The organism is Burkholderia pyrrocinia, from assembly GCF_003330765.1.
Lineage (GTDB): Bacteria > Pseudomonadota > Gammaproteobacteria > Burkholderiales > Burkholderiaceae > Burkholderia > Burkholderia pyrrocinia_B.
Genome location: NZ_CP024902.1, coordinates 3,175,128 through 3,188,179, shown reverse-complemented (window position 1 = coordinate 3,188,179; position 13,052 = coordinate 3,175,128). Strand labels below are relative to the sequence as shown.

The window sequence follows — 13,052 nt, the reverse complement described above, 5'->3', positions numbered from 1 at the left end:
AGCGATGACGTTTCCGTGCATCGCGGCTGCGCACCGCTTCGATCCGGCCGCGCACCTGCGTTTCGAGATCGCCGGCCACGCGGTGGGCTGGGTGCGCCGCCAGGACGTCGCGAAGCTCGCCCGCTGGCCCGACGTGTTCGAACTTACCGGCGAGCGCGTGGTGCTGTCGGCGCGCTACGACTCGGTCGATGCACGCAGCATGGCGCTGGCGAGCGCGATCGGCGCGCTCGCGGCCGAAGGCGCGATTCCCGGCTGGCGCGACGAGATCTACGCGATTCGCAACCGCTTCGACGATCCGCCGCTCGCGTACATCGAGCGCGCTGCGTCGCGCTTTTTCGGGACGCAGACTTATGCGGTGCATCTGAACGGCATCGTAGAATATGCGGTTGCGCCGGGTGGGCCGTCCGCTGCTGCCGTGCCGCAGATGTGGCTCGGTCGCCGCAGCGCGACCAAGGCAACCGATCCCGGCATGCTCGACAACGTCGTCGCGGGCGGCATCGGCTGGGGCCTGGACGTTCACGAGACGCTTGCGAAGGAATGCTGGGAAGAAGCCGGCATTCCGGCCGAACTGGCGGCGCGCGCGATCGCGGGCCGTGCGGTGCAGGTGCTGTGCTCGCTGCCGGAAGGCACGCAGTCCGAACTGATCTTCGTGTACGACCTGCCGCTGCCGCACGATTTCGCGCCGCGCAACCAGGACGGCGAAGTGGCCGAGCACCTGCTGGCCGGCGTGCCCGAGGTGATCGGCTGGCTGCTCGAAGGCCGCGCGACGATGGACGCGAGCCTCGCGATGCTCGACACGCTGCTGCGCCACCGCTGGCTCGCGGCGGCCGACGCGGCGGGCATCGACGCGCTGTTCGCGCCGGCCGCGTGACGCGCGCCGCGATTTGCGGCCCGGCGGCGCGAACGGGCAATTTGACGAATACGGAAACGAAGGGAGTAGCGGTCATGCCGACCGATCACAGCTTTATCTTGAAACTGTCGTGCCCTGACCGGCACGGCATCGTCCATGCGGTCTCGGGCTTCCTGTTCGAGCGCAGCAACAACATCCTCGATTCGGCGCAGTTCGGCGACAGCCACACCAGCGAATTCTTCATGCGCGTGCACTTCGAGCAGGACGGCGGCGGGGTGGACGCCGCGTCGGCGCTCGACACGCTTCGCAAGGAATTCGCACCGCTCGCCGAGCAGTTCTCGATGCGCTGGGAGATGCATGACGCGGCCGTGAAGCCGCGCGTCGTGATCATGGTGTCGAAGATCGGTCACTGCCTGAACGACCTGCTGTTCCGCTATCGCACCGGCCAGCTGCCGATCGAGATTCCGGCGATCGTGTCGAACCACAAGGAGTTCTACCAGCTCGCCGCGAGCTACAACATCCCGTTTCATCACTTCCCGCTGATCGGCGGTTCGTCCGACGCCGCGAAGGCCGCGCAGGAAGCGCGCGTGCTGGAAGTGATCGACGAGCACCAGGCCGATCTCGTCGTGCTCGCGCGCTACATGCAGATCCTGTCGCCGAACATGTGCAAGCAACTCGCCGGGCGCGCAATCAACATCCACCATTCGTTCCTGCCGAGCTTCAAGGGCGCGAAGCCTTACTACCAGGCGTTCGACCGCGGCGTGAAGCTGATCGGCGCGACCGCGCACTACGTGACGACCGATCTCGACGAAGGCCCGATCATCGAGCAGGAAGTCGAGCGCGTCGACCACAGCATGACGCCCGACCAGTTGACCGCAATCGGCCGCGACGTCGAGTGCGTGACGCTTGCGCGTGCGGTGAAGTGGCACGTCGAGCACCGGATCGTGCTGAACGGGACGAAGACGGTCGTGTTCCGCTGATTCGCGATTCGCCGGACGGCCGGCCCCCGGAGCGCCGGCCGCCGGCCGCCGGATGGCCGGCCCCGCACAAACAAAAACGCCGCGCCCTTTACGGGGCGCGGCGTTTTTTATAGCCGGATGCGCGGGCTTCAGATCAGCCGCAGCAGGTACAGCTCGCGCTTCAGGTACGCATAGAAGATCGGCGCGGAGATCACGCCCGGCAGCCCGAACGCGGCCTCCATGATCAGCATCGCGAGCAGCAGCTCCCACGCGCGCGACTCGATCTGGCCGCCGATGATCTTCGCGTTCAGGAAGTATTCGAGCTTGTGGATGACCACGAGGAACGCGAGCGACGCGATCGCGGTGCCCATGCTGACCGACAGCGACACGGCAACGATCAGCGTGTTCGAGATCAGGTTGCCGATCACGGGCAGCAGGCCGACGATGAACGTGACGAGCACGAGCGTTTTCGACAGCGGCAGCCGCTGGTGGAAGATCGGCAGCGCGACGAGCAGGTAGATGCCCGTGAACGTCGCGTTGATCGCCGAAATCTTGATCTGCGCGAACACGATCCGGCGGAACGCATCGGCGAAGCGCGACACGCGAGTGACGAGCGCGGTCGACAGCGGCCGGCGCACCTTGCCGTGCTCGACGCCGATCGCGATCATCGCGCCGATGATCATCCCGAACAGCACATGGCCGAAGCCGCGCGCGACGCTCTTGCCGCTTTGCTGGAGCTGGTCCATGTGCGAGTGCATCAGCACGGCCGCCTTCGTCTTCATCTGCTCGACGTCGACGGGCAGCAGGTTCGCGATCCAGGCCGGCGTACGCGCGCGGGTTTGCTCGACGATCTGCATCAGCTGGTCGAGCAGGCTCTGCAGGTTCGGCACCGTGCGCTCGAAATGCTCGATGATGCCGATCGTCAGGCCCGTGAGCCCGCCGACGATCACGATCGACAGCAGCACGACGGCGACCCAGCGCGCACGCATGCTCGTCGTGTGGCGTTCGATCACGGGCGCGATCGTGTGGATCAGCTGGTAGACGAGCAGGCCGGCCAGCAGCCCGCCGAGCAGCCTGAGCTCGAGGACGAGCCACATCATGATGATCGCGAAGAGATAGCTGCCGATCTCGAGTGCCGACAGATTCGGCAGGCTGAAGTCGCTCGTCAGCCGCACGCTGCGCAGGTGCGGCTCGCGGTTCTGCGCGTCGCGCGACTCGGGTTGCTTCTCCATCGTGGATTCCTGTCGTTCGTGTGTCATGCCGCGCAGCGTGCGGCAGAGCGCGGGTCGCCCGGCGCTGCACCGGATTGGTGCGGATGGCGAACCTTACGACCGTAAAGTATAGCCGCCATTATGGGCCGCAAACGGGCCGTTTGGCGCATGGTGTAAACGCAGAGGGAAAACAAGGGGCGGGCGGTGTACCGCGGACGGGCGCACGCGGCCGGGCGGCCGCGCGCGGGAAGGGCAGGAAGGGCAGGAAGCGCGTCAGCCGGCCGCGACTTTGCGGGCCGTACGCTTGAGCAGCGGCGCGAGGTACTTGCCGGTGAAGCTCGCCTTCGTCTTCGCGACCTGCTCGGGCGTACCCTGCGCGATGATCTGGCCGCCGCCGGCGCCGCCTTCGGGGCCGAGGTCGATCACCCAGTCGGCTGTCTTGATCACGTCGAGGTTGTGCTCGATGATCACGACCGTGTTGCCCTGGTCGCGCAGCCGGTGGATCACCTCGAGCAGCAGCGCGATGTCGTGGAAGTGCAGGCCGGTGGTCGGCTCGTCGAGGATGTACAGCGTGCGGCCCGTGTCGCGCTTCGACAGTTCGAGCGACAGCTTCACGCGCTGCGCCTCGCCGCCCGACAGCGTCGTGGCCGACTGGCCGAGGCGGATGTAGCCGAGGCCGACGTCGAGCAGCGTCTTCAGCTTGCGCGCAATGACCGGCACCGCGCTGAAGAACTCGTACGCGTGCTCGACCGTCATGTCGAGCACTTCGCTGATGTTCTTGCCCTTGTACTGCACTTCGAGCGTTTCGCGGTTGTAGCGCTTGCCGTGACACACGTCGCACGGCACGTAGACGTCCGGCAGGAAGTGCATCTCGACCTTCAGCACGCCGTCGCCCTGGCACGATTCGCAGCGGCCGCCCTTCACGTTGAACGAGAAGCGGCCCGGATCGTAGCCGCGCTCCTTCGAGGTCGGCACGCCCGAGAACAGCTCGCGGATCGGCGTGAACAGCCCCGTGTACGTGGCCGGATTCGAGCGCGGCGTGCGGCCGATCGGCGACTGGTCGACGTTGATCACCTTGTCGAAGTGCTCGAGGCCCTCGATCGCCTCGTGCGGCGCCGGCTCGGCCGACGAACCGTACAGGTGGCGCGCGACCGCGTGATACAGCGTGTCGTTGATCAGCGTCGACTTGCCGGAGCCCGATACGCCGGTGATGCAGGTCAAGAGGCCGACCGGCAGCTCGAGATCGACGTGCTGCAGGTTGTTGCCGTACGCGTCGACGATGCGCAGCATCCGCTCGGGATCGGGTGCGAGCCGCTCGTCCGGATACTCGATCGTGCGCTTGCCGAGCAGGTACTGGCCCGTCAGCGACTGCGGGTTGGACTGCACCTGCTTCGGCGTGCCTTCGGCCACCACCACGCCGCCGTGCACGCCCGCGCCGGGGCCCATGTCGACGACGTAGTCGGCCGTGCGGATCATGTCCTCGTCGTGCTCGACGACGATCACCGAGTTGCCGAGGTCGCGCAGGTGCTTGAGCGTCCCGATCAGGCGATCGTTGTCGCGCTGGTGCAGGCCGATCGACGGCTCGTCGAGCACGTACATCACGCCCGTCAGGCCCGAGCCGATCTGCGACGCGAGCCGGATGCGCTGCGCCTCGCCGCCCGACAGCGTTTCTGCGCTGCGCTCGAGCGACAGGTAGTCGAGGCCGACGTTGTTCAGGAAGGTCAGGCGCGCGACGATTTCCTTGATCACCTTGTCGGCGATCTCGCGCTTCGCGCCTTCGAGCGTCAGGCCGTCGAAATAGCCGAGCGCGTCGCGCAGCGGCCAGCCGCTGATTTCATAGATGCCGCGCGCGTAGTCGCCCGCGCCGATCCGCACGTGGCGTGCCTCGCGGCGCAGGCGCGTGCCGTCGCACGACGGGCACGGCTGGTTGTTCTGGTACTTCGACAGTTCTTCGCGCACCGCGACCGAATCGGTCTCGCGGTAGCGGCGCTCGAGGTTCGGGATGATCCCTTCGAACACGTGCTCGCGGATCGTCGTGCGGCCGCGCTCGTTGATGTACGAAAACGGGATCGTCTGCTTGCCGGAGCCGAACAGCAGCACCTTCCTGATCTTTTCCGGCAGATCCTCGAACGCGGCGTCGATGTCGAATTCGTAGAACGCCGCGAGACTCTGCAGCATCTGGAAGTAGAACTGGTTGCGGCGGTCCCAGCCCTTCACGGCGCCTGCGGCGAGCGACAGCGACGGGTGGGCGACGACCCGCTTCGGGTCGAAGAACGTGATCTGGCCGAGGCCGTCGCATTCCGGACACGCGCCCATCGGGTTGTTGAACGAGAACAGGCGCGGCTCGAGTTCCTGCAGCGAGTACGAGCAGATCGGGCACGCGAACTTCGAGCTGAACAGGTGCTCGTGGTCGGTATCCATCTCGAGCGCGATCGCGCGGCCGTCGGCGAGGCGCAGCGCCGTCTCGAACGATTCGGCGAGGCGCTGCTTCATGTCCGGGCGCACCTTCAGGCGATCGACGACGACGTCGATCGTGTGCTTGTCGTTCTTCTTGAGCTTCGGCAGCGACTCGACCTCGTAGATCTTCGCGACGCCTTCGTTTGCGGTGCCGCCGCCCGAGCGCACGCGAAAGCGCACGAAGCCCTGCGCCTGCATGTCCTCGAACAGCTCGGCGTGCTCGCCCTTGCGGTCCGCGACGACGGGCGCGAGGATCATCAGCTTGGTTTCCTCGGGCAGCGCGAGCGCGGCGTCGACCATCTGCGACACGCTCTGCGCCTCGAGCGGGATGTCGTGGTCGGGGCAGTACGGCGTGCCGACACGTGCGTACAAAAGTCGCAGGTAGTCGTGGATTTCCGTGACCGTGCCGACGGTCGAACGCGGGTTGTGGGACGTCGCCTTCTGCTCGATCGAGATCGCGGGCGACAGGCCCTCGATCAGGTCGACGTCGGGTTTCTCCATCAACTGCAGGAACTGGCGGGCATACGCGGACAGGCTTTCGACGTAGCGGCGCTGGCCCTCGGCATAAAGGGTATCGAACGCGAGCGACGACTTGCCCGACCCGGACAACCCGGTAATCACGATCAGCTTGTGACGCGGCAGGTCGAGATTGACGTTTTTCAGGTTGTGGGTGCGTGCCCCACGGATACGGATCTGTTCCATGAACCTGGCGAAAATGGAGGGAACCAAACCTGCTACTATAACGGCTTTTCGAGACCGTCGTTTGGGGCCCCAGCCTTTACAGCAGGTGGCAGCAAGGCGGCGCCTGCGCCGGGGAAAGCGGTCGCGTCGCGCGGTTCCGGGCGGCCCGCAGGCCGCCTGCATCCTGCCCCGACGTGTCGCCCGCCAGGCCTCCCGGGCCGCTGGTCCTGATCTTCCGCCGCCCGGTGTCGGGCGGACATTCCGATCATTCGAAATTCATTCCCGATGTCCAATCCGTCCGCCACGTCTTCCCGCATGACCGCGCCCGAACTGCGCGCGACCACGTCGCTCGCGGCGATCTTCGCGCTGCGCATGCTCGGCCTGTTCATGATCATGCCGGTGTTCTCGGTCTACGCGAAAACCATCCCGGGCGGCGACAACGTGCTGCTCGTCGGCATCGCGCTCGGGGCCTACGGCGTCACGCAGTCGCTGTTCTACATTTTCTACGGCTGGGCGTCCGACAAGTTCGGCCGCAAGCCGGTGATCGCCACGGGCCTCGTGATCTTCGCGCTCGGCAGCTTCGTCGCCGCGTTCGCGCACGACATCACGTGGATCATCGTCGGCCGCGTGATCCAGGGGATGGGCGCCGTGTCGTCCGCGGTGCTCGCGTTCATCGCCGACCTGACCTCCGAGCAGAACCGCACGAAGGCGATGGCGATGGTCGGCGGGTCGATCGGCGTGTCGTTCGCGGTCGCGATCGTCGGCGCGCCGATCGTGTTCCACTGGGTCGGGATGAGCGGGCTGTTCGCGATCGTCGGCGTGCTGTCGATCCTGGCGATCGGCGTGGTGCTGTGGATCGTGCCCGACGCGGCGAAGCCCGTGCACGTGCCCGCGCCGTTCGCCGAGGTGCTGCACAACGTCGAACTGCTGCGCCTGAACTTCGGCGTGCTGGTGCTGCACGCGACGCAGACGGCGCTGTTCCTCGTCGTGCCGCGCCTGCTCGTCGAAGGCGGGCTGCCGGTCGCCGCGCACTGGAAGGTCTACCTGCCGGTGATGGGGCTCGCGTTCGTGATGATGGTCCCGGCGATCATCGTCGCGGAAAAAAGGGGCAAGATGAAGCCGGTGCTGCTCGGCGGCATTCTGGCTATCCTGATCGGTCAATTGCTGCTGGGCAGCGCGCCGCATACCATCCTGATTGTGGCGGCGGTCCTGTTCGTGTACTTCCTCGGGTTCAACATCCTGGAAGCGTCGCAGCCGTCGCTCGTGTCGAAGCTCGCGCCGGGTTCGCGCAAGGGTGCGGCCACGGGCGTCTACAACACCACGCAGTCGATCGGGCTCGCGCTCGGCGGCATCGTGGGTGGCTGGCTGCTGAAGCACGGCGGCGCGAACACGGTGTTCTTCACGTGTTCTGGGCTCGTTGCCGCGTGGCTTATAATCGCGGCCAGCATGAAAGCGCCGCCGCGCAAGGCCTGAACCTATTTTCGGGCAGGCACCGGCGGCGTTCGCCGGCTTGCCCGGCGGGCCGCTCCGACGACACGCGCGGGCGGCCCGGCATCGAATTTATTGGAGAAACACATGGCATCCGTCAACAAGGTCATCCTCGTCGGCAATCTCGGCGCCGATCCTGAAGTCCGTTACCTGCCGAGCGGCGACGCGGTTGCGAACATCCGCCTCGCGACGACCGACCGCTATAAAGACAAGGCGAGCGGCGATTCCAAGGAAATGACCGAGTGGCACCGCGTCGCGTTCTTCGGTCGTCTCGCGGAAATCGTCAGCCAATACTTGAAGAAGGGTTCGTCGGTGTACATCGAAGGCCGGATCCGCACCCGCAAGTGGCAGGGCCAGGATGGCCAGGATCGTTACTCGACCGAAATCGTCGCAGACCAGATGCAGATGCTCGGCGGCCGCGGCGGTGCGGGCGGCGGCGGTGGCAGCGGTGACGAAGGGGGTTATGGCGGCGGCTACGGTGGTGGCGGCGGCGAGCAGATGGAGCGCGGCGGTGGCGGCGGTGGTGGTCGTGCCGGCGGCGCGGCGCGTGGCGGTGCTGGTGGTGCCGGCGGCGGCGCGCAGAGCCGGCCGAGCGCACCGGCCGGCGGCGGCTTCGACGAGATGGACGACGATATTCCGTTCTGAGCATCGCGTCGGCACCCCGTATCAGGATGGACCCGAATGTCCGCGCCAGGCCGGTTGCCTGGTCCGGGCCTTCGGGTCTTTTTTCGTTTGCGCATTTTTCGGTTCGGGCGGCACATGGCTGACGCACTCCCCGATGTCATCGCCGCGCATCTCGACGTGCTGTTCTGCGGAATCAATCCTGGCCTGGCCGCGGCTGCGACCGGGCATCATTTCGAGGGACGCAACAACCGCTTCTGGCGCGTGCTGCACCTCGCGGGCTTTACGCCGCACGAAATCGCGCCGCAGGACGACCGCACGATACTTCGCTACGGATGCGGGCTGACGACGGTGGTGAGCCGGCCGACGGCGAGTGCCGATCAGCTTTCGCAAGCGGAATTCGGGGCGGCCGCCACCGGGTTCGAGCAGAAGATCGCGCATCACGCGCCGCGCTTCGTCGCGTTCCTGGGCAAGGCGGCGTACGCCGCGTTGTCCGGCCAGCGCGATATCGCATGGGGACGGCAAGCGGCTCGTCTGGCGCGCGCGACCGTCTGGGTCCTGCCCAATCCGAGCGGAAGAAATCGCGCGTTCGGTCTCGACGATCTGGTCGACGCGTATCGTCAGCTTCATCTGGTGGTGGCGGCCGATTCCGTCCTTCGACGGGAGGTGCCCGATGGCGCGAACTGACACTGCGCCGCACTGGCCGGGGGCAACGCTGCCGCGCGCGTTCTTCGATCGTGCCGCCACCACGGTGGCACCGCAACTGCTCAACAAGATCCTCGCGGCAGCGGACGGCAGGGCCGGCCGCATCGTCGAAGTGGAGGCCTATGCCGGCGCGATCGATCCGGCGGCGCATACCTATCGCGGCAAGACGCCACGCAATGCGACGATGTTCGGGCCGCCGGGGCACCTGTACGTCTATTTCACGTACGGCATGCACTGGTGCTGCAACTGCGTGTGCGGCCCGGATGGCACGGGAACGGGCGTGCTGATCCGTGCGCTGGAACCGCTGCACGGGCTCGAACACATGCGCGCGGCACGGCCGCCGCAGACGCCCGATCGCGACCTGTGCCGGGGGCCGGCCCGGCTGACCCAGGCGATGGGGATCGGCGGCGCCCAGGATGGCGTGGACCTGGTTGGCGCGCGCGAAGGGTTCGCGATCGTGGACGACGGCATGGCGCCGCCCACGGATCTGGCGGGCGGCCCGCGCATCGGCATTCGCGTCGGCAAGGATCTTCCGTGGCGGTGGAGCGTGCCCGGCAACCGGTATGTATCGGGGGCGCTGTCGCGCACCTGACGCGTGCCGTGCACAATCGCGTGCAAATCGACCTGCGTCATGCTGTCGCCATGATTGACCGGCTAAGCTGGTTCTTTCGACGTTTCAATCGAGGGGACACAATGCGGCGGGTCGTATTCAACCAGAAGGGCGGCGTGGGCAAATCGACGATCGTCTGCAACCTGGCGGCGATCAGCGCGAGCGAAGGGCTGCGCACGCTCGTCATCGACCTCGATGCGCAGGCGAACTCCACGCGCTACCTGCTCGGCGACGCCGCGGCCGACGCGCAACCGGGCGTCGCCGGTTTCTTCGAAACCGCACTGACCTTCAACTTCCGTCCGGTCGACGTCGCGTCGTTCATCCATCCGACCCCGTTCGACGGGCTCGACGTGATGCCCGCGCACGCGGATCTCGACACGCTGCACGGCAAGCTCGAATCGCGTTACAAGATCTACAAGCTGCGCGACGCGCTGAACGAGCTCGACACCTATGACGCCGTGTACATCGACACGCCGCCCGCGCTGAACTTCTATACGCGCTCGGCGCTGATCGCGGTCGAGCGCTGCCTGATCCCGTTCGACTGCGACGATTTCTCGCGCCGCGCGCTGTACACGCTGCTCGAGAACGTGAAGGAAATCCAGCAGGACCACAACGCGGCGCTCGAGGTGGAAGGGATCGTCATCAACCAGTTCCAGCCGCGCGCGAGCCTGCCGCAACGGCTGGTCGACGAACTCGTCGACGAAGGGCTGCCGGTGCTGGCGTCGAGGCTGTCGGCGTCGGTGAAGATCCGCGAGTCGCATCAGCAGTCCACGCCGGTGATTCACCTCGAGCCGGGGCACAAGCTCGCGCAGGAGTTTCGCGCACTGCATCGCGAACTGGCCGGCTGATCTCGCGCCTGCCGGAGCCGACCGCGGCCGCTTCATGCGGCCGCTTTTTTTTATTGCGACCCGCAATTCATCCGATCATTGATTTTGTCATTAATAATCCCGGAAACGATTTCAGAATAAATCTGGAAAAACGATTACATAAGGGGCCCCTTCATTTTCAATGCTCCCTTGTTTTCTAATAACCGGAATAATGCGCTGGTAAATGTTGATCTGGTAAATGTTGCGCGAAGTCATGGTGCGCCATGCTGTAAAAAGGTAAAAGGCGTTTCGGGACAGGGTGTTATGATGCTTTCTCTGCGATGTCGGCGCGCCATGGCTTCGGCGGCCGCTTGATAGGGTTATAAGGGTTTGCACCTATCATTAATGCCATTTAATTGACAATAAGTCGATCTAGAATGGCTTCCTTCAACTTCCCGCATCCAAATAAGTGACGGGTTGCCAATAAGGAAGCAGTTGCTGATCTGGCTTCCATTTTTCTTTACGTCGTCTCTCGCATTGCCAACAGGAGCGTGCCCGATGTCCGTATTTGCCCCCGAAAAACTCGCCGCCGATTATCAATCCGGAATCGCCGCGTGGTTTGCGATCGCCCGTCCGGCGATCCACGGTTTCGAGGCTGTCGTCGAACTCAACCTGCAAGCGGCCCGGACGGCGCTCGAAGAGTACGAGGACAAGCTGAAGAACGCATTTAACAGCAGCAATCCGGCCGCGGGCTTCGCGCAGCAGGTAGCCGCACCGCAGGAAACGACCGGCAAGGTCGTGTCGTACGGCCGCCATCTGTTCGACATCGCCGTGTCGACGCAATCCGAATGGGCGAAGGTCGCGCAGGCGCAATACGAACAGAACGACAAGCGCCTGAAGGACGCGCTCGGCGAACTGTCGAAGCATGCGCCGGCCGGCTCGGCGCCTGTCGTGGCCGCTCTGAATTCGGCGCTGTCCGCGGCGACCGCCGCGGCCGACTCCGTGCGTGCAGCAACGGGGCAGGCGATCGAAGCCGCACAGAGCGGCTTCGATGCGGTCAGCGAAACGGCAACGCGTGGCGCCAAGCAGACGGCTGCCGCCGCGCGCAAGGACGCAGCGGCCACGCGCGATTCGGCCGCGTAACCACGTGACCGCGTGTCGCGCGCAGGCGCGACACGATTGATCGGCGCCGGATGGCGCCGGACGCCGTGTGTGCCACGCGGTGTCCGGCGCACCTCCGGTTTGCCGCAAGGCGCTGGTGCATGGGCGGGCAATGCCGGTGTGCTGGTGCAACCGGGCGCTTGCGGCGCGGCGGCGTGCGATCGCTCTCGCGCCGGATGGCCCGAGGTGCGCCATCGCCAGTTGCAGCCGGCTCGTGCCGGCGTCAGAACGACGAACTGATTTCGATGCAGGAACTGAACATGACGGATGTAGTGATCGTATCGGCCGCGCGGACCGCGGTCGGCAAATTCGGCGGCTCGCTTGCGAAGATTGCGGCGCCCGAGCTGGGCGCGACGGTGATCCGCGCGGTGCTGGAACGTGCGGGCGTGAAGCCCGATCAGGTCAGCGAAGTGATCCTGGGCCAGGTGCTGACGGCCGGCTCGGGGCAGAACCCGGCGCGGCAATCGCTGATCAAGGCCGGGTTGCCGGCGGCAGTGCCGGGGATGACGATCAACAAGGTGTGCGGCTCGGGCCTGAAGGCCGTGATGCTGGCGGCGAATGCGATCGTCGCGGGCGACGCGGACATCGTGATCGCGGGCGGCCAGGAAAACATGAGCGCGTCGCCGCACGTGCTGCCGGGCTCGCGCGACGGGTTCCGGATGGGTGACGCGAAGCTGGTCGACACGATGATCGTCGACGGCCTGTGGGACGTGTACAACCAGTACCACATGGGCATCACGGCGGAGAACGTCGCGAAGGAATACGGGATCACGCGCGACGAGCAGGACGCGTTCGCGGCGCTGTCGCAGAACAAGGCGGAAGCGGCGCAGAAGGCCGGGCGCTTCAACGACGAGATCGTGCCGGTGTCGATCCCGCAACGCAAGGGCGAGCCGCTGCAGTTCGCGACCGACGAGTTCGTGCGTCACGGCGTGACGGCGGAAGCGCTGGCGGGGCTGAAGCCGGCGTTCTCGAAGGACGGCACGGTGACGGCGGCGAACGCGTCGGGGCTGAACGACGGCGCGGCGGCGGTGCTGGTGATGTCGGCGAAGAAGGCAGCGGCGCTGGGCCTGACGCCGCTGGCGCGGATCAAGGCGTACGCGAATGCGGGCGTGGATCCGAGCGTGATGGGGATGGGCCCGGTGCCGGCGTCGCGCCGGTGTCTGGAGCGCGCGGGCTGGACGCCGGGCGACCTGGACCTGATGGAGATCAACGAGGCGTTCGCGGCGCAGGCGCTGGCGGTGCACAAGCAGATGGGCTGGGACACGTCGAAGGTGAACGTGAATGGCGGCGCGATTGCGATCGGTCACCCGATCGGCGCGTCGGGCTGCCGGATCCTGGTGACGCTGCTGCACGAGATGGCCAAGCGCGATGCGAAGCGCGGTCTGGCGTCGCTGTGCATCGGCGGCGGGATGGGCGTCGCGCTCGCGGTCGAGCGCGTCTGAGCCCGGGTTGACGACACGGCTCGCATGCGGCGCCGGCCAGCGGCGCATGCGGGCGAAGCGG

At 66.3% G+C, this 13,052-nt stretch carries 11 protein-coding genes; 9 read left to right on the top strand and 2 right to left on the bottom strand.

Translation table 11 applies throughout. The features are described from left to right. The first annotated feature begins 4 nt into the window (after positions 1–4). Complete coding sequence (locus CUJ89_RS15450; RefSeq protein WP_114178079.1) at positions 5–871, top strand: NUDIX hydrolase; 867 nt, start codon at positions 5–7, stop codon at positions 869–871. A gap of 74 nt (positions 872–945) precedes the next feature. Beyond that, the gene (gene purU / locus CUJ89_RS15445) at positions 946–1,830 is read left to right on the top strand and encodes a formyltetrahydrofolate deformylase (RefSeq protein WP_114178078.1); all 885 of its coding nucleotides are present in this window, start codon (positions 946–948) and stop codon (positions 1,828–1,830) included. Positions 1,831–1,958: 128 nt separating this feature from the next. Here the strand turns inward: purU and CUJ89_RS15440 are convergent, their stop codons facing one another. Together CUJ89_RS15440 and uvrA are read right to left on the bottom strand one after the other, a co-directional pair. After that, entirely contained in the window at positions 1,959–3,041 is a 1,083-nt protein-coding gene (locus CUJ89_RS15440) for an AI-2E family transporter (protein ID WP_201752250.1), read from the bottom strand. 252 nt (positions 3,042–3,293) lie between these two features. Beyond that, positions 3,294–6,179: an excinuclease ABC subunit UvrA gene (gene uvrA, locus CUJ89_RS15435; protein ID WP_114178077.1), complete on the bottom strand. Its 2,886-nt coding sequence runs from the start codon at positions 6,177–6,179 to the stop codon at positions 3,294–3,296. A 264-nt stretch (positions 6,180–6,443) separates the two neighbouring features. On the opposite strand from uvrA, the gene CUJ89_RS15425 reads away from it, so the two are divergent. The 7 genes from CUJ89_RS15425 (at position 6,444) to CUJ89_RS15395 (ending at position 12,991) form a co-directional block, all read left to right on the top strand. Then, positions 6,444–7,631, top strand: coding sequence for an MFS transporter (locus tag CUJ89_RS15425; protein WP_114178076.1), 1,188 nt, complete (start codon positions 6,444–6,446; stop codon positions 7,629–7,631). 102 nt (positions 7,632–7,733) lie between these two features. After that, positions 7,734–8,291, top strand: a complete 558-nt coding sequence (locus tag CUJ89_RS15420; RefSeq protein ID WP_114178075.1) for a single-stranded DNA-binding protein — start codon at positions 7,734–7,736, stop codon at positions 8,289–8,291. Positions 8,292–8,405: 114 nt separating this feature from the next. Further along, complete coding sequence (gene mug, locus CUJ89_RS15415) at positions 8,406–8,954, top strand: G/U mismatch-specific DNA glycosylase (protein WP_114178074.1); 549 nt, start codon at positions 8,406–8,408, stop codon at positions 8,952–8,954. Further along, a complete protein-coding gene (locus tag CUJ89_RS15410; RefSeq protein WP_114178073.1) occupies positions 8,941–9,564 on the top strand; it encodes a DNA-3-methyladenine glycosylase in 624 nt (207 codons plus the stop codon). The genes mug and CUJ89_RS15410 overlap by 14 nt, the downstream gene beginning before the upstream one ends. A gap of 101 nt (positions 9,565–9,665) precedes the next feature. Beyond that, complete coding sequence (locus CUJ89_RS15405) at positions 9,666–10,430, top strand: ParA family protein (RefSeq protein WP_114178072.1); 765 nt, start codon at positions 9,666–9,668, stop codon at positions 10,428–10,430. 516 nt (positions 10,431–10,946) lie between these two features. Beyond that, positions 10,947–11,531, top strand: coding sequence for a TIGR01841 family phasin (gene phaP / locus CUJ89_RS15400; protein ID WP_114178071.1), 585 nt, complete (start codon positions 10,947–10,949; stop codon positions 11,529–11,531). Between the two features lie 278 nt (positions 11,532–11,809). Then, positions 11,810–12,991: an acetyl-CoA C-acetyltransferase gene (locus CUJ89_RS15395; RefSeq protein ID WP_114178634.1), complete on the top strand. Its 1,182-nt coding sequence runs from the start codon at positions 11,810–11,812 to the stop codon at positions 12,989–12,991. The last annotated feature ends 61 nt before the right edge of the window (positions 12,992–13,052 follow it).